Below are 17,672 nucleotides of genomic sequence, written 5' to 3'. Positions count from 1 at the left end.
CTCTGTCCCGATGGTCGCACCATACGCCACGATGTCGAACACCGCAGCGGAACGTTGGCACCGAGAACTCTCATACCGGTTACCAATCCGCTCGAACGGGTCAATGGCGAGATCAAGCGCCGCACCGAAGTGGTCGGCATCTTCCCCAATGAAGACGCCATCGACGCCTCGTCGGTGCGATCCTGCTCGACCAGAACGACGAGTGGGCGGTCCAGCGCGGCCGCTACATGACACTGGAAACCATCGCCCCGTTGGGCGATGATCCCGCCGTCAGCTTCCCGGCAATCGCCAGCGACCGATCCGGCCCATGCCGGCGAACGCGGTGACCCGCACTCAGCTACACCACGCCACGGAACACGATCTCGAATTGGTCGCAAATCATAAGAGTTTGTCGCTGATCTCGTAGCTGCAGAACTCCAAGGCCGGCCCCAATTAGACTCGAGCCAGGCTGAGTGTCAGCGCTTTTGGGTTGAGGCGCAAGGGAGAGCATCAATTTTGCCCCACGCATCGTCGCGCGGCTCTGGGCTCTTACATCATCACGCGCCCAATCGAGACCGTAACTCCACGTCCCACTGATTGGGCCGCACGAACGAGTACGGTCCATCAGGAACTTGCTGCGAGGTCCTCGAAGCAGCACAGTTCTTCGAGTAACAGAACGTAACAGCTACTCGTTGCACTACAAGCTTCTACTCTGTTGAAGCGAACCAGCGGACACTTCGCTTCTGATCGAGGCAATCAAAGGCAGCCGCGAGGATGAGCGACGGCATGCCACAATACCCATGCTCCTACCTAACACAACGGCAGACAGCGCTTCGAGATCGCCGAGAGAACAAGTCGATTCGGCTCCATCAACGAGCCCTCGTTTGAGACCCGACAAGCGGTCCTTTGGCACCCCTGCAAAGCGAGCTCGCGAACCAGCCCCTTGCGCGCGGATTAACGGCTCGATCATCCACCGCTAAACGCGCCATCTTCTCGCAGATCACAAGACGTTCGGCGTCACGGAGCATGGAGCGAACTGCGACCATGCAGCAAGGACACAGCGCTTTGCACGGCACGTGCCGCGAATCACAAATAGGTTGGCCTAAGGCCCACTCTCATCTGTTATCGTCTACGATCGTCGGGGCGGTCCGGCAGCAGCTGGTCGTGCCGAACCCGCCCCTAACATCACCACAAGGGAGGCGGGATGGTGATGCTTCTTTGTAGGCAGCAAGAGCCGTGCCTCGACTAACCAAGAGAGAAGAGGGGGACACGCTGAGAGGCGACAAGATGAACTCACTGCCCTGCATGCCGTCGCATAGAAGTAAGTTGCCAAATGAGCGTCGAGTTCTGGCCAAGACTAGATAAATTCCATGCGATGGACAGGCAGCCCGACCACGGAACGCTCTTCTGGCATTTCCTTCGAAGCGAGCCCACCGGCCATGACCACCGTTCCGCAACCATCCTTGTATTTCCCGGGGAGCGAGGCCAGCCGAGGTACGGTTGCGATGGCATTCGCGCAAGCGGTAGTCACCGCTGAGATCAGGAGCGAAACGAGCGGCCGAGGACGGTGGGCCGGCCGAGCCGGGTCCCTTTTCGTACAGAGGCGTTGGATAGCGCGCATGCGACGTTTTTTTGGGGGCACACCTCTGTGCTCCTCGTCTGAAACGAAACACCTCACCGCGCCAGCCGTGCTCGGCTGACTTGAATGAGCTAAAGCGAGAGCCCCTTGGGTCCCAACAACTGTTTGTTTTAGATCGCTCCATAACTAGCGTTGATCTCTCACAATTTGTCTTGGCTCAGCAGAGTGACTGACAAGACGCTTACCTCCCAATATTCCGCTAAAGCAAGGCCTCGCTAGACGGCGTAAATCGCCGCATCTGAGCACCGTATACGCTGGTGTTATTAGCCGCTTGACGGTGCCTTCGATACCGCTGAGAGCGGGCACCACGCTTAGCCCGGGCATGCGGCGGCCAAGAGATCTCACGATAGAACATTGCAGCGCGCCCGACTGTCATGCCCGAAGATCGGCGATCGTCTTTTGAGAACGGAACCCAAATCAACACACCTGATTCAAACGTGCCGCTTAGGTCAGGGTCTCTCGGCCAGAGCCGCTCCTAAGCGATAACGGATTTCCTCAGGAAGTTAGCGAGCTCTGGGCAACTGCGCTCGCGTGGCATCCGATCGATACCCCTTGGGCCATTTCGGCTGACCCATAGTCCCTGTTTCATTGTGATCGCCTGCTCGCGATCACAAGCGAAGACTTCCATCTTCAAGAACAGAAGTCACCGCTCTCGCCCATCAGCTGTGCATTACCCGCTAGTTCTATTGTGCTCCTAAGCACGCGCATCACCACGGCATTCTTAACAACAATCGTAACATGGCGCCTGCATGCAGCTGGTCGACCCAGCGGCACGCAACTTGCTCACCGAGCATAAAAGCGTTGGAGATCCACATGAGCAATGGCTTCGTAGCTTGTCCCCACTCAGACACCGAACAGCGGCGCATACGCAATAGGAACACCGCAAGAAAGCGCGTCAAACCCGGTCATAGAGTTGTGAATGCTCACGACAACCGCGCGACGCTGACCTCGCGATTACCTAAAAAGTTACGTCTTTGCGTTCATCCGAGCCTATGTGGACGCCGCACGCGCCTTAAACAAAGCAGGGCCTTTAGGCAGCACGTCGTTAGTTTTGCTCGCCGGCTTCCGCAGCGCCGGTCCGCCGGATACATCCCGCTCGTCCTGCACGAGTCGGAACAAGCGGCGCATCACACCGTAGGAGCGACGCCACCGCCCGCACCCAGTCTTATGCCAAAGCGCCAAGAAAGGCAGTCGCTACTACCGTCTCGGAGTGAGGACCTACAACCAAGCCCGCTGGTCCTCATCTCGGCGGCCACCGGGAGACGGATGACAGTCGATATCAGTCGGACCGCTCGTCTACCCCGCAATCAACTCCCCAAGCATGAACCCATCGCGTGGCAGCTATGAACTACGACTTGATCAATTGCGCAGCCAACACGCAGTCGCTTTCACCTCTGTTCCAAATGCTGGTAAGCAAAGCAGGAAAGCTGGGCTTCGGTTCAGTAGCATATGCGGCAGTAACATACGCCCCGCCCAAACGCCTTCGTGAAAGTCCTGCCCCCATGATCGCCTCGAACTTTCCATCCCACTGGAGTAAGCCCTACGCAGAACACGAATACGGCAATATAGACCCCGCAATTCATCGATCACGGCGTTTTTCACGCCCAATATGCTGGGAGGAGCTGTCTGCACGATGTCGATTGCTGCCAGAAGAGCAACGCGCACTGGATTTCTACAAAATAGCGGGCTTTAAGCGCGGCATAAGCGTTCCCCTTTTCGCAGCGCAGGGCCATGTATCCGTGGCGCTGTTTGCCTCCGAAAGCGATCGGGCTGATCCGAAAGGCTCCTTACTTCACCTCGCCGCACTGGCCTCTCAATTCCACATCGGTTATGGCCTTATCGCGCCCCTACCAGATGAGAACCGATATCTGAATGTTACTTTCACTCCACGTGAAAAAGAGATCCTCTTGCACGCGGCGGAAGGCAGGTCTTCCTGGCATATCGGCCGGCTCCTCCACATCAGCGGGAATTCAGTCGACTTCCACATGAAGAACATTATGCGAAAGATGGGTACAAGTACGCGCACTGTGGCAATCAGAGAAGCCTACCGCGCCGGCCTTATTCACTACGCTTCCCCAACGAACGAGGAGTGCCGCTTCTCAAAGGGACATACAGTGAAATCGAAGAACCGTACTTTGGCAAGGCAATGAAGCATGGCCGCTGCCGGGTGCCCACAAGTTCAGACGATCCCCTGAGCTTTTCTGGTCCTGATCCGACGGATGCCCGGCGCGCGAACTGCTCAGAGAATAATTCCGGTGCTACCGATCCAACGCTGCGCTTGGTCACGTCCGGCTAAGTGAGAACAACCATAGCTTGCACCCGAAGTGATGGATAGTTCGCTTACAATGCTCGACACTGCGCCGCCTAACTTGCGTGGGAGATCAACACGTTCGCTGCGCCCCGATTTCTCAGGCTCATGCCGCGCGGCAATTAGGGTGGAAGCTCCCCACCCAGATTGTCGCGCTATACAGGCTCACTTGCTTTCAAGCGAGAGGAACGGTTGATGCGACTGCGAACAGATACTCCCGATCCATCATGCGCTCGCAAGTCCCGACTGTTCGCGGATCAATCCTTGCTGATGATGCAAATGCGACGCTGGCACATTCAGGCGCTTCCCCCGGGGTGGCGATAAAAGATGCCGCCGAAGACATGCCGCTCTTCACGAATGAGGCTGGCACGGCCGCCGACTAGCGAATGCATCCCAGAAGTGCTTGTAAGCCTTGGCAAGACCGGTGCCTTCCTGATATTGTTCGCGTAAATAGGACACCGGAGCAAGTATGGCAAAACAGGTAAAAAAGAAGATTGCGCGACGCGAGTACAGTAGAGCGGACGTGAAGGAACTCCGCGCCCATTCAAGGGCCAAAACACCGGTCATTCAAATTGCAAAGCTTACAAAGCGTACCGTTGGGTCGCTGCGTCAGAAGGCGCGAAAACTTGGCTTGCCTCTCGGTCACCGGCGCTAATCAGGGTCCTAACTCGATGGCTCTCTATTATTATCCCTCTCGTAACCACGCCATTGATGATGGCATTAGCTAGTGATCCGCCCTTCAGGGGGCCTGCGCCCGAAGCAGCAGTCGTGGGCAACGACAAACCTTCGCTATCGGGCCAGTGCAATTCTCTCGTGTTCCATGTGGATTGGAACGTGCGGGGTCGTTCCCGTATTCCACAACATCTCGGTAAATTCGTCGCCCCCCGGGCAGGATGCTGCATCTCGTTCACCCTTGAAGGGAAGGGCGCAAATAGAGCTTGAGCCCCCCTAACCCGATTTGGCGGTTTCGCGATCGCATTTGATGTCTGTATCTCGTCTGGCTTGCCCAATCACAAGCGTCACATTATGCAACTCTCAAAGCATGGTGCCCCGCGGACCACACGAGCTCTGCGCCTGCCGTCACGACATCGCGTTTTGACGAGTTGAGTCTGGATTAGTGCGCTGCATCGCTCGGCTCTCACGAGCTTATCGTGGTGCGGTGATCCATTCATGTGTGTCTACCTTACAGCGATCAGGCGCGAGCATCTCCTGCAAATGGGACGCTATTTAACTTGCTCAGCCGCGAATTCGTCTCTCTTATCTTTCTGATATCCCCTGGAGCTCGCGTACGGTTTTCGATTTAATCCACCAGGTGTGTGCGGCTACCAAGTGGGTTTCAGATAGGTCGGGTAAGAGTGGATGATCGCGCTAGCTCCTGTCACCATGCGCACGGCTCTGCGGGGCTGGTTGAGCGATCCACGAGCCGAATAGCCGGCACTAGCCGAGCCGCGGCAGCGAGGGAGAGCCCCGGCAACTAACCGGATCTAGTGACTTTTATCGCGGGAAAGGCCCCCCGTCCGCCAGCGGCGGGCTCGCCACAAAGCCGTGGGACCGTGCCACGACCCTTGTCGAGGCGTGGCCCAACGCGAGCCGTCGCTGGACTTTGTGCAAGACAGGTTCTCCAGTGGATCTCAGGATGGCGCGTCGCCCGCGAACTGACGGCGATCGTCGAGCGACGCGACAAGCCAGGAATGATCGTGTCCAACCACGGCACAAGTGTAAGCGGCAGGGTGAGGCCGTCAGATGGCGTGGTTCCATGGCATAAGGGCGTGGATTTCGCTGCTCAGCCAGCCGTTGGCGATACGCTGAAGCGTGAGAGCAAGCCAGCGAGCGGATCGACGTTGTTCTTCTTCGCTGTCTGCAACAGTGTCGCGATGGTCGCCCAGGTTCGTCTGCCGCCGTCGCTGCCGGCAAACAGACTATTCTTTCTCGTAATTGTTTGTGGCCTGATGGCGCGCTCGACGATGTTGGAGTCGAGCTCGATGCGACCATCGGTCAGGAAGCGTTCGAAGATGGCACATCTGGCGTCACGACGCTAAACGCTTCTGTCCCAAACGGAGGCCACACGGCCAATAGCGATCCGAGTAGCGCTCCGGCGACACTCCCAGATCCTTCGAAGGCCGCGCACAATCCACTGAATCGCTGCGGCGATGACAACAATTCCCGCCCCTAGCGCCGCAGCGATTGCGATTCTAACTGATAGCTCGAAAGGTCTTTCAAACGAAATAAAGTCCATCAAGCGGAACACGGCGCCCTGGATCAGATAAAGGACCAGCGTACGCTGCCCAAGACCTACCGCAACGAAGAGAACCACGCGACTAGAACAGCCAAAGCGCCAGACCTGCAGCAACACTTCCATTGCAATTGCCGAGGCAGATGCAGAGCCAAGAAACATAAGCAACACTTGCTTTGTATCGTGAACCAGTACTAGGTTGTTGTAGGCGTAGGTTGTTTTGTTCCAGTTGAAATAGCACGCACAAGCCATTCCACTAAGCAAGACCATCAAGAGCGATTTGTATCGTGAGATTATGGCCGTCCGCCATTCCTTCGAATGAGCGAACACGACTCCAAGGCAAAAGAATGGGTAAGTGTATCGCGCCAATGGCACTATCGAAACTGTCAACGGAGTGAGGGCAACAAAGATCGCTGACGTGCCAATCACCCAGGCCGATACCCGGCCGCACAACGCGAAAAGACTCCTCATGACGAGGAATGAGGCAAATGTGGTCCAAATGAACCAATATGAGCCTACTAGCTCCTTCGCAAGGTCAAACAGTACATCACGCAGGCTTGTTGGCACTGACCCCGTAGCTAGCTTGAACGCCCCCAACTTGATTGCTTCGAGAAGCGTGCCGCAAAATAGCGCCGGCAGCAACAATTGCTTCACACGATCAGCGACGCTGCGCGACAGCGACTTGTAAACTAGCGCTCCGTGGGACAAATAGCCGCTTATCGCCATGAAGAGCGGCATGTGAAACATGTAGATGAACTTGAAGTAAGGCGAATGCCAATATTCGTTATTTCTACAAATAACGTATTGTATCAAATGTCCGATGATCACCAAGATGATGAGCATGCCTTTAGCAAAATCAAGGCTTAGGTCTCGCGGCGCTCCTTTGAGCGCCTGCGAACTACACTCGGTTGATTGTGCTGAGCAATGAAACATGATGCCTCGGCATGCGATTTACGACCCGCGGAGCGCCAGTTGGGCTGACCCGATCGGGCTCGAAGGCTTCCCGACCGATTGGTGCACCCTCCGACGAAACTGACGTAATCATTGCAACGAATGCGACAATTCCGCCGTTCCGTTCCTCGTCTTTGCTCATCTTTCCAGATTGGTACAATCGGTTGTATTGATGCGACACATCCAGATGGTGAATGATGTGAGACGATCGCCGCCCGGCCACCGTTACCAGAGCTCTTGCACAATTAGTCGTCTTGCTACCCGCAATCAATCGGCTGCGTTTACGCACCCCATGGTCTCCGCAATAATAAGGCTCTCCTTGAACAGTAACACTCGTGGCACGCAGTTTGCTCTTTTAGGGCAAAGCTCACGAGAATAGGGGAGGTCCGCATGCACACTTCGTCTGCATGATCCAGATGCCCGGGAATAACCAGATTCCTCATCCCGTTACTATCATGCGCCACGCAGCCTGATCGATCTCGAAGAAGAACGCAGTCTTCTCTAGCGAGGCGCCCTTAGACATTGGATGCAGGAACGTGAAATAGTGAAGTACCTGCGCTTACGCCCACAGACCCTCTTGGCGGAACGCTGCGACTGGGAGATGAAGGTCGTGATTTTGGATCACCTAGACTGGGAGCGTGTAAGGCAGCTATTGCCCGCTGACCGGTGGCGACGAGGCTGCGCAAAAACAGCTCAATCGCTGGCTCTTTTTGGTTTGATCCACGACAGCCTAAAAATACTCGAATGAACTCGGGATCGGCCTGAGGCGAAACCGCTTAAGCCGCCTTCCTGAGCACGCCCACATGCCCCAATAACATGCCGGCCACTATGCCTCACTGGCGCTGCCAACGCCAAAGCTCGTTCTGCACACTGGGAGCCGATCGCCAGGAAGGATGGAGACATGACCAAACCCATTGGAGGCGTCGGGCGCGCCGAGCAGCCGCGTGCCGGAGCCCGCTCACATAAAATGCTATATGTCCAGGTTTTGGCGGCAATTGCTCTCGGCGGCATCGTCGGCTGGCGCTGGCCGCACCTGGCCACTAATGACTGGATCAAGGCGCTGGGCGAGGGCTTCATCAAGTTGATCAAGATGGTGATCGCTCCGATCGTCTTCTGCACCGTCGTCTCCGGCATCGCCCATATCCATGATGCCAAGAAGGTCGGACGCATCGGCGTGAAGGCGTTGGTCTATTTCGAGGTCGTCTCCACCTTCGCGCTCATCATCGGCCTCATCATCGGCAATGTCGTGAGGCCGGGCGCGGGCTTCGGCAGTGCGGCGGCCAACGCGCAGGCGGTCGCCAACTACGCCAAGCAGGCCGAAGGCCAGAAGTCGGTCGACTTCATCCTGCACATCATTCCCGACACCGTGGTCGGCGCCTTCGCGCAAGGCGAGATCCTGCAAGTGCTGCTGTTCTCCGTCCTGTTCGGCTTCGCTATCCTGGGGCTCGGCGAACGCGGCCATTTGATCCGCAGCTTCATCGATGATGCCGCGCATGCGGTGTTCGGCGTGATCTCGATCGTAATGCGCGCGGCGCCGGTCGGCGCCTTCGGCGCGATGGCCTACACGATCGGCAAGTTCGGGACCGGCGCGATCCTCAATTTGATGGGCCTGATCGCGACCTTCTACGTCACTGCGGCCCTATTCGTGCTCCTGGTGCTCGGCATTATCGCGCGCCTTGCCGGCTTCTCGATCTTCAAGTTCCTCGCCTACATCAAGGACGAGCTGCTGATCGTGCTCGGCACCTCGTCCTCGGAGAGCGCGCTGCCGTCCTTGATGGAGAAGCTGGAACGTCTCGGCTGCTCAAAATCGGTGGTCGGCCTCGTGGTGCCCACGGGTTATTCGTTCAATCTCGACGGCACCAACATCTACATGACGCTAGCGACGCTCTTTATCTCGCAGGCGCTCGGCTACGATCTGACGTTCAGCCAGCAACTCACGATCCTGCTCGTGGCGATGCTGACCTCGAAGGGGGCCTCTGGCATCGCCGGTGCAGGCTTCATCACGCTGGCGGCGACGCTCGCGGTCGTAGATCCACGGCTCGTGCCGGGCATGGCCATCGTGCTGGGCATAGACAAGTTCATGAGCGAATGCCGCGCGTTGACCAACCTCTGTGGCAACGGCGTGGCCTGCGTGATCGTTGCCTCGTCCGAGGGCGAGCTCGACCGAGAGACCTTTAATGCGGCTCTGAGCTATTAGTTGCAGCCGTTATGGCCGTCATCTCGCACCCTGTCATGGCGCGGCGGCCTGCACGGTGCACAAGTTGGTATGAACATAGGTCTTGAAACCGAGCACCGGAGCCGTTCACTCGGCAGTATGTCAACGGCCATTGATGCCATCTTTGTAAGTGACGTGCCATCGTGGTGTCGCACATCAACTTAGAGAGGGCAGGGCATCGGGTCCCCACCTAAGTTTGAATGACCATAATCATCGCGAGTGCGGGTGGCCCCGTACGCCCGGCAGCACGCGGCCAGACCCCAGGCGCCACCATCGGACGGTGATTGCGCGTGTGTTGTATTTAAATGACCTTTTCGCTGGCCTCTGGAGGCCAACTATCCATTAGCCAAATATAGCCCATCATTGAAATCGATTGTACAGCCGAGGGTGGGCCGCGCAATAGTAAGCAGCAGCTCGGTGCGAGCTCGCAAATAGAGATCCCTCAATGAATATTAGGGCGCAGAACGCTACCGGAAACACGATTGTTGATACGCTCCTATTTGCCTACTGCTTGGCCAGATCTCACCGATTGTGGACGCTCTATCCAACCATAGGGTTGCCTGTCTCGCCTCCGATCGCGTGCTCTCGGGTAGCCGCACCGTTTCCTCGACCTCGCAATTTCCACTTGTGAACGCGGCTCTGAGCCAAAGGCTACTTACCCCGGTCAATGATCCGCCAGAGCCTCGCAACAGAGCTGCCATTGCCCTCTCAACGTTGTTACTCGTTACTCGACGAGTGCCCTTATTGAGCAACCCGCCAGCACCTCCCAGGCTCCTGGTTCCACCGGTTAACACACATCGCAACGAAAAGGATAAGGACAGATGCTAGAGTCGTTACCTACACTGGAAATACACCAGAAGATCGTTTCTCATCTTCGGGTCACATGCCCGGTTATCTTGGACATTGGATGCAATGATGGTAGCGACACACAGCGATTTCTTGAGCTGTGTCCAGACGCCAGCGTATACTGCTTTGAACCTGACCCTCGCGCAATAGCTCGCTTCAAGGAGAATAAGCGTCTGGCTCGACCCAACGTGGCGCTCATGCAGCTCGCCATCAGTGATCGAAACGGTACCATCGAGTTTCATCCGAGCAATGGGGACGGAGATGCGAGGGGGTGGGACTTATCGGGCTCCATACGTAGACCCAAAAATCACCTTTCAGAATATGATTGGGTTCGCTTTGATGACTCGATTCTGGTCGAGACCCAGCGACTGGATGACTGGAGCGGCGAAGCTGGTCTCAGCGGCCCTGTTGATCTAATCTGGATGGATGTTCAAGGAGCTGAGTCGGACGTAATCGCTGGCGGTCAGAAAACCCTGGGCAGAACACGGTTCATCTACACCGAGTATAGTGACCGCGAACTGTACGAAGGCCAGCTTTCACTGCGCTCCATCCTTGACCTCCTTCCCGCGTTCGAAGTGGTTACTCTGTATCCGCGAGAGATTGAGGGCGACGTTCTGCTTAGAAACAAGGTGCTCCGGTCTGTTTGAGGAAAGCCACGCTCGGCAGAGTGGATGACCGACATGCGCGGTTCGCGGGCTTGTTTGTACCGCAGCACTCCTATCGCGGGGCCGACGATGAAGTGGCAAGTTGCCGAAGCTTTGTTTGCATACCGCCTAGGGTGGCTCGTTGGCTATCCAAAGCGCGCCAGGATACGGCTCAGACAATTCCCAGCCCGGAGGCATGCATGGGCAGATCGCAGGTGGCGCATAGATCGATGCGTTCCCGTGGGAGATGCTCCGCCAGTGGCCGGCGGGCTGGCTTGCGGCGCTCGAACGATGGCACCGCCATCTTGTCCGCAGCCACCTGAGACCGGTCTGGACTGCCCAGCTTTTTCCTCCAGGCCAGCGAGCTGCAGCTCGAGCCAGTCCAGCAATGCGCCTCGCTCCGGAGGACTGTCCGAACTGCTCGTGCTGGAGCTTCTTGAGCGTGAGCTTCTCGATCTCTCGATCAGCTAGGTCCCCGCTTGCCTTCCGCCCCGCCGGCGAACCGGACTTACGTCCGCCGCGCAGGCTGTCTGCAGCGTCCGAACCGCTGATCGCGCAACCGATTTAACTCCATTGAGCGCGGCAACTCCAAGATGGTGGTCAACGACAACAGCGAGGCCGACAGCAATGGCATCATGTCGTGGGCTGATCAGAGCCGCCTAGCCTGGCACTAAATGGGGCCCGGCAAGCCTATGCAGAATGCGCATCGAAGACTTCAATGGCCAGCTGCGGGGCGAGCCGCTGTTTACGTCCCTGCCCAGGCCCGTGTCGTGCCTGGGTGCCGGCGGGCCGATTACAACGACGCGCGACCACACTCCCAGCTCGGATGGAAGACCCCGTTCGGGTTCGTCTTCACCTGCCGGGATCTGGCACTGCGCTATGCGAAGGCTCCGCGTCAGCTTGTCGCGCGGCGATCAGGATGGAAGGCAGCGTCAATCAAGGTGAGAGAGTTTCGCTGGGCTCGTGACGTAGGGAGGGCGTAGCCCGACCGGAGTTACGAGCCCAGCGTCGGCGCGATCCCGAGGAGGACCGCGCCGACTGGTGATCGCGGCCGGCGGGGTTATGCAAGTGGTTCTTCCGCCAAGAGGAATCACTCGCGTGCCCGGCCGACACATCACAGATCACCAGATGAGATGGGATGGTTGCCGCCCTCCCCAGACGGCATCGTAATGTGCCAAGAACGCAGTGTTTGAACCCCGAAGCGAAGAGGACGGCAAATTGATGGATACGGTGATCGGAGTGGATCTAGCCAAGAATGTGTTTCAGCTCCACGGGGCGTCAATGGCGGGACACTTGAAATTTCGAAAGAAACTGTCGCGGCTTCAGTTTCGGAAGTTCATGGCGGGCCACCCATCGGCAGTGGTGGTGATGGAAGCCTGTGGCAGCGCCCACTATTGGGCACGGGAGATGGTCAAGCTCGGCCATGAAGTGAAACTGATCGCTCCGCAATATGTGAAGCCTTTTGTGAAACGCCAAAAGAACGACGCGGCTGATGCCGAAGCAATCGTGATCGCGGCACAGCGCCCCGAGATGCGCTTCGTCGAGCCGAAATCGGAAGAACAGCAGGCCAGGGCAGTGCTCTTTCGGGCTCGGAAGCGCCTTGTTCATCAGCGCACCGATCTGGTGAATGCGCTGCGTTCTGTTCTCTACGAATTCGGCCATATCATCCCGCAAGGAATCGAACAACTTAAACGCATTGACGCAATCCTCGAAGATCCGAACAGCGATCTACCAGAACTGGTCCGCGAGGAATGTCGGAGTCTCATTGATCAGATCGCCTACAAGACGGAGCGGATCGATGCCAAGGCAGAGCAGCTCAAGAAGTTGGCGACGCGGACGGTCACGGCGCAGCGGCTGCAGACAATGCCGGGGGTCGGCCCGCTGACCGCACTCGCGATCGAGGCTTTCGCGCCCGACATGGCGGCCTTTCGACGTGGCCGAGACTTCGCGGCTTGGCTCGGCTTGGTCCCACGGCAACATTCCTCAGGGGGAAAGGAAAGGCTCGGACGCGTTTCGAAGGAAGGACAGGCGGACATTCGCCAGTTGCTCATCGTTGGGGCGATGTCGCGGCTGAACTGGCTCGGGCGCAAGTCGATCCCTAGCGGATCCTGGCTGGCGCAGATGCTGGCGAGGAAGCCGCGCATGCTTGTGGCGATCGCCTTGGCGAACAAGATGGCTCGGACGATTTGGGCCATGCTCACCCGGAAGGAGGATTATCGGAACCCAGCGCAGGCAGTGACGGCATGACTGCATGCAGCACGAAATAGCCTGACGTTGGCGAAGGGGGTGTGAGAAGGCGACGACCCGAATGGGCGCAACGATCGAACAGATCTGGATCAGGAAACCAGCTAGAGCCAAAGAGCCGACGTGCTCGGAGATGAGAATTGGACCTGGTCCGCGGATCACCATACCGGCCAGCGGCTTCTGAAAATGCCGTAAAGGAAGGCCTGACAGAAGACCGCACTCGATCACACGCCAAAGGGTCAGAAACTTCTTGCATTGCGGGCGGCAACCACAGAAGGCTCTACATGAAGTACCGTCAGACCGATAGCCCGCCAGTGGCGGCGGCCAAGGCGTCATTCAGTGCGTCGACCGCCTATCGGATCGAGAGAGATCCCCGATTTCCATCGCAAAGGAAGGCGCCCCGCGGCCGGCGACGACCGGACCCGTTGAGCGAGGTGTTCGAGACCGAGATCGTCCCGATCCTGAAGGCGGCACCTGGCTTACGCCCGGTGGCGGTGTTCGAGGAGATGCTACGGCGTCATCCGGATCTCGGCATCGGTATCCGTCGTACCCTGGAACGTCGGATCCGTGCATAGCGGGCGGTCCACGGCGAGGAGCAGGAGGTGATCTTCCGCCAAACCCACGAGCCTGGCCAACTCGGCCTCTCCGACTTCACAGACATGGACGAGTTGGGTGTGACGATCGCGGGTGCTCCGTTGGATCATCGTCTCTATCACTTCCGTTTGGCCTATTGCGGGTTCGAGCACGCCCACGTCGTGCTTGGCGGCGAGAGCTTCGTCGCCCTGGCGGAAGGCCTGCAGAATGCCCTCTGGTCGCTCGGTGGGGCGCCGCGGGAGCATCGGACCGACAGTCTGTCGGCCGCATTCTGCAATCTCAATCGTGATGCACGGGACGATCTGACGCAGCGATACGAGGCCCTTTGTGCCCATTACGGCATGCGGCCTTCCCGCAACAATCGAGGCGTCGCCCACGAGAATGGCTCGATCGAAGGGCCTCACGGTCATCTCAAGCGAGCAATCGCGGACGCCTTGCTGCTGCGCGGAACTGTCGACTTCGACGATCTTGCCACCTATCGCGGCTTCATCGACGAGATCGTCAGCCGCCGCAATGCCCGCAACGCCAAGCGGATCGATAGCGAGCGCGTGGTGTTGCAGGAGCTGCCCGATCGGCGCACCTCCGACTACGAAGAGGTGATCGTCCGCGTGACCTCGTCCGGCGGCTTCACCCTGCGCAAGGTGTTCTACACGGTGCCATCGCGCCTGATCGGTCACCGGCTGCGGGTGCGCCTTTACGACGATCGTCTCGACGTGTTCGTCGGGGGCACCCATCTCGTCACCTTGCCGCGTGGGCGGCCGCATCCCAATGGCAAGTACGACCAGGTCGTCGATTATCGGCACGTGATCCATTCCCTGCGGCGCAAGCCGATGGCACTTCTCAATCTGGTCTACCGGGATCGGCTGTTCCCGCGCGATGCCTACCGGAAGACCTTCGATCGCTTGCGCGAACGCTTGCCGGACAAAAAAGCCTGCCGGATCATGGTCGATCTCCTCGCGCTCGCTCATGAACGCGGCTGCGAGACCGAACTCGCCGATCAGCTCACCGCCGACCTCGAGGCCGGCCAACTGCCCGACATCAACCGGCTACGTGCTTACTTCGCCCCCGATCCCGCCAACCTGCCGAACGTCGTGGTGCAGCTCGTGCCGCTTGCGACCTACGAATGCCTCATCGGTACCGCCGAGACCGGAGGTGCCGCATGAGCGTAACGAACACGGTTGATGCCGCGCGCCTCAATCTGTTGCTCAATGAGCTCCGTCTGCCTGCCATCAAGGTGCTGTGGGCGCAATTTGCCGAACAGTCCGACAAGGAAGGCTGGCCGGCCGGCCGCTTCCTCGCGACCATCGCCGAGCACGAGATTGCCGAACGCGGCCGCCGTCGGACCGAACGACACCTTGTCGAAGCACGTTTGCCCACCGGAAAGACCTTCGACAGCTTCGACTTCGAAGCTGTGCCGATGATCTCAAAGGCGCAGGTGATGGCGCTCGCCGGTGACAGCTGGCTGGGCAAGGGCGCCAATTTGCTGTTGTTCGGCCCGCCCGGCGGCGGAAAGAGCCACTTGGCGGCAGCGATCGGCCTGGCCCTCATCGAGAACGGATGGCGCGTCCTCTTCACCCGGACCACCGATCTCGTGCAGAAGCTCCAGCTAGCGCGACGCGAGCTTAACCTCGAGGCGGCCATCAATCGTCTCGATCGCTTCGATCTCCTGATTCTTGATGATCTCGCTTACGTCACCAAGGATCAGGCCGAGACCAGCGTGCTGTTCGAGCTCATCAGCGCACGCTACGAGCGCCGCTCGATGCTGATCACCGCCAATCAGCCATTCGGCGAATGGAACAGGGTCTTCCCGGACCCCGCCATGACCTGGCCGCTATCGATCGCCTCGTTCATCACGCCACCATCGTCGAGATGAACGTCGAGAGCTATCGCAGACGGACCGCCCTCGAACGAAAACGCGGTCCCGGACGGCCGCCATCGCACGCGACATCCAAAACCGTCGCTGATTGACGCTGCGCGACAATCAGAGTTCAACAAAACTCTTGCGCGCGACAATCATCGCGGCAATCATCATCAGGCCGCGACACGCCTCGCCATCCTGATTGCCGCGCACTTCCTACCCAGATTGCCGCGCTACATCAGCTCCCGTCGCTACGACCCCAATCGGGAATCCAACAGCCAGAGTGTACTCAGGGCTGGATAATCGTTGGGGGTCAGTCAAAGTCTACGGCTGCTGATGTAGTTCCAGAAGTTCCAAATGGGAGTCGCCAAGTTCCATGCCTTTGTCGGAACGAGCCGCCCGTCCAACAGTCAAGCACGGATGACGCCAGACTGGGGACAGACGCCGGCACTGTCGTCCCCGGAATGTCTACTGAAGGAGCAACAACGGCTCACATCTAGGGCCAAGTAATCTCACCCCACGCGCCAAATTGCTACCTCTCGGTAACATGGCATGATCCAATCCGTCGGGCAGGAATGACAAATTGGGGTTCGCTTGCTGGCTGTGGGCCCATCCGGTTTGGACCGTGCAAACCACAGCCACGGCAATCGAGGACGACGAACCGTCCGTGATGACGACTACCGCATCCTGCTCGCATCTCGACAAAAGCTCGACAAGTTCACAAACCTTCATCTTCCTAACCAACTTCTCGCCATCTAACCTCCTACTACAACAGCTTCTGTCTCTCTTTGACATTTCGCATTGCTCGGCTGACTGATCCGCCCTCAGTCGGTCGTCACTCTCCTGTTAAATACAGAGCCCACCTCGAGGTCATCGGACCTCGCCACCTTGCGAGGCACCACCACTCGCTCGTTCAGCGCCCGGAAAGCCCGCCGAATGAGCAGACCTGGAGTACTCACCCGCGCCGCCTGGGACAACCATGCTTCGAACACTTGATGTGCCCGCTCGACTGCACTAGGTGCAGCCGAGCGGGCATCCGCTTCACAGGCGCTCGACCTGGCGCCGCAGCGCCTGTCCAGAGAGGATCATGGGCTTCAGCCCACCGAAAGGTTTATCACTCTTATCCTAAGAGGTTCATGGGCCGCCTCCCGCCATAAGTTCGGACCGGAGAATAGTCGCCGTGTTCAAGGCCGCAACAAGCGGGAGATCGCCAAAGGCCACTTGGCAGAGAAGATAGTTAGCTCCCGCTTGCTCCAGGTGATCAATAAGGACACTTCGCACAGAAGCGGCGGTTCCGACAACGCACAATTCACTTTCAATTGCTGCTTCGAAGGTTGGCGGAAGGTTCGGAGGGGCAGGTACCCCGCTGAGATCATAAAGGACCCTAAAGCTCGTGAGCCATCTGTCGTAAGCCGCTGCAGCTAGCGAATACGCATGAGCTTCCGAAGTGTCTGCTACAATCATGCGAAGCAAACCGACAAGCGGAGCCCCTCCGCGCCAATTGCACGCGCGGTACGCGTCAGTCGATTTCCGAACCATAGAGGCCGGGCCAATGCTCGCGATATTGGCACCGATCTCAGCGGCCGCTCGCGCAGAGCCGGGCTGGCTCACGGGAATCCAGGTCGGTGGATGGGGACGCTGATAAGGCGTAATTGCTAACGGCACTTCGTGGAGGCGATAATGCTGACCTTCGTAGGACAAGGTCCCGCCTCGCATCGCTCTGGTCAAGATCTCCATTCCTTCGGAATACAGCTCGCGAGCGCTCTCTGCGCTAACCCCGAAGTACCCCAATTCAATCGGTAGAGAGCCCCACCCGATACCGAGCTCAAGACGACCGCCGCTCAAATGATCCAGCATGCATGCCTCTTCATAGGCCCGAAGGGGGTGCTGAAGGCTTAGCAGCATGACCATCGGCCCGATGCGGAGCTGCTTCGTACGCTGCGCAACGCTCGACAGAAATACGTTAGGCGAGGGCGATCGCCCGTGCGGTGTGCAATGGTGCTCGGCAAGATGGTACGCGTGGTATCCCAACCGGTCACACGCTTCGGCCAACACCAGTCGATCGTTATACTGCTGCGATAAGTCGAGACCGTCTTCGTCCAAGTGGTCAAAGATTCCAAGCCGTATTCGACGTGATACATTTGTCACGTTAGTCCTCCCG

The 17,672-nt window shown here is 58.3% G+C and carries 8 protein-coding genes and 4 pseudogenes; 8 read left to right on the top strand and 4 right to left on the bottom strand.

What is annotated here, in order from left to right; translation table 11 throughout:
• Positions 1 to 66 precede the first annotated feature (66 nt).
• Both ACWAT4_RS43120 and ACWAT4_RS43115 read left to right on the top strand, forming a co-directional pair.
• A pseudogene (locus ACWAT4_RS43120) lies at positions 67 to 326 on the top strand (transposase); the annotation flags it as partial.
• Positions 327 to 2,961: 2,635 nt separating this feature from the next.
• Positions 2,962 to 3,768: a helix-turn-helix transcriptional regulator gene (locus tag ACWAT4_RS43115; RefSeq protein ID WP_128929890.1), complete on the top strand. Its 807-nt coding sequence runs from the start codon at positions 2,962 to 2,964 to the stop codon at positions 3,766 to 3,768.
• A gap of 1,897 nt (positions 3,769 to 5,665) precedes the next feature.
• Here the strand turns inward: ACWAT4_RS43115 and ACWAT4_RS43110 are convergent.
• Together ACWAT4_RS43110 and nolL are read right to left on the bottom strand one after the other, a co-directional pair.
• Positions 5,666 to 5,952, bottom strand: a pseudogene (locus ACWAT4_RS43110) (transposase domain-containing protein); the annotation flags it as partial.
• Between the two features lie 9 nt (positions 5,953 to 5,961).
• Positions 5,962 to 7,092 carry a nodulation factor fucose acetyltransferase NolL gene (gene nolL, locus ACWAT4_RS43105; RefSeq protein ID WP_128929892.1) on the bottom strand — a complete coding sequence of 377 codons (1,131 nt, stop codon included), beginning with the start codon at positions 7,090 to 7,092 and terminating at the stop codon, positions 5,962 to 5,964.
• A gap of 985 nt (positions 7,093 to 8,077) precedes the next feature.
• On the opposite strand from nolL, the gene dctA reads away from it, so the two are divergent.
• Together dctA and ACWAT4_RS43095 are read left to right on the top strand one after the other, a co-directional pair.
• Positions 8,078 to 9,307, top strand: coding sequence for a C4-dicarboxylate transporter DctA (gene dctA / locus ACWAT4_RS43100; protein WP_206733223.1), 1,230 nt, complete (start codon positions 8,078 to 8,080; stop codon positions 9,305 to 9,307).
• A gap of 839 nt (positions 9,308 to 10,146) precedes the next feature.
• Positions 10,147 to 10,818, top strand: a complete 672-nt coding sequence (locus ACWAT4_RS43095) for an FkbM family methyltransferase (protein WP_128929894.1) — start codon at positions 10,147 to 10,149, stop codon at positions 10,816 to 10,818.
• Positions 10,819 to 10,987: 169 nt separating this feature from the next.
• On the opposite strand, the gene ACWAT4_RS43090 is transcribed toward ACWAT4_RS43095, so the two are convergent.
• Positions 10,988 to 11,134, bottom strand: coding sequence for an IS66 family transposase (locus ACWAT4_RS43090; protein ID WP_128929895.1), 147 nt, complete (start codon positions 11,132 to 11,134; stop codon positions 10,988 to 10,990).
• 355 nt (positions 11,135 to 11,489) lie between these two features.
• Here ACWAT4_RS43090 and ACWAT4_RS43085 point away from each other — a divergent pair, with 355 nt between their 5' ends.
• From ACWAT4_RS43085 to istB, 4 genes and pseudogenes are all read left to right on the top strand, one after another.
• The gene (locus tag ACWAT4_RS43085; protein ID WP_128929896.1) at positions 11,490 to 11,798 is read left to right on the top strand and encodes an integrase core domain-containing protein; all 309 of its coding nucleotides are present in this window, start codon (positions 11,490 to 11,492) and stop codon (positions 11,796 to 11,798) included.
• A 238-nt stretch (positions 11,799 to 12,036) separates the two neighbouring features.
• Positions 12,037 to 13,062, top strand: coding sequence for an IS110 family RNA-guided transposase (locus tag ACWAT4_RS43080; RefSeq protein WP_164934317.1), 1,026 nt, complete (start codon positions 12,037 to 12,039; stop codon positions 13,060 to 13,062).
• A 281-nt stretch (positions 13,063 to 13,343) separates the two neighbouring features.
• Positions 13,344 to 14,816 (top strand): annotated as a pseudogene (gene istA, locus ACWAT4_RS43075) (IS21 family transposase).
• Positions 14,813 to 15,697: pseudogene (gene istB / locus ACWAT4_RS43070) on the top strand (IS21-like element helper ATPase IstB); the annotation flags it as partial. The pseudogenes istA and istB, both read left to right, overlap by 4 nt.
• A gap of 948 nt (positions 15,698 to 16,645) precedes the next feature.
• Here istB and ACWAT4_RS43065 read toward each other — a convergent pair.
• Complete coding sequence (locus ACWAT4_RS43065) at positions 16,646 to 17,659, bottom strand: LLM class flavin-dependent oxidoreductase (protein WP_128955129.1); 1,014 nt, start codon at positions 17,657 to 17,659, stop codon at positions 16,646 to 16,648.
• Positions 17,660 to 17,672 lie beyond the last annotated feature (13 nt).

Source organism: Bradyrhizobium sp. T-1 (assembly GCF_053592855.1).
Note: the sequence above shows the minus strand (reverse complement) of the source record. Positions and strands in the feature narration are given on the sequence as shown.

Coding starts and splice junctions, on each gene's coding strand:
- ACWAT4_RS43115 (WP_128929890.1), top strand. CDS start 2,962: ATGAACTACGACTTGATCAATTGCGCAGCCAACACGCAGTCGCTTTCA.
- nolL (WP_128929892.1), bottom strand. CDS start 7,092: ATGTTTCATTGCTCAGCACAATCAACCGAGTGTAGTTCGCAGGCGCTC.
- dctA (WP_206733223.1), top strand. CDS start 8,078: ATGCTATATGTCCAGGTTTTGGCGGCAATTGCTCTCGGCGGCATCGTC.
- ACWAT4_RS43095 (WP_128929894.1), top strand. CDS start 10,147: ATGCTAGAGTCGTTACCTACACTGGAAATACACCAGAAGATCGTTTCT.
- ACWAT4_RS43085 (WP_128929896.1), top strand. CDS start 11,490: ATGGGGCCCGGCAAGCCTATGCAGAATGCGCATCGAAGACTTCAATGG.
- ACWAT4_RS43080 (WP_164934317.1), top strand. CDS start 12,037: ATGGATACGGTGATCGGAGTGGATCTAGCCAAGAATGTGTTTCAGCTC.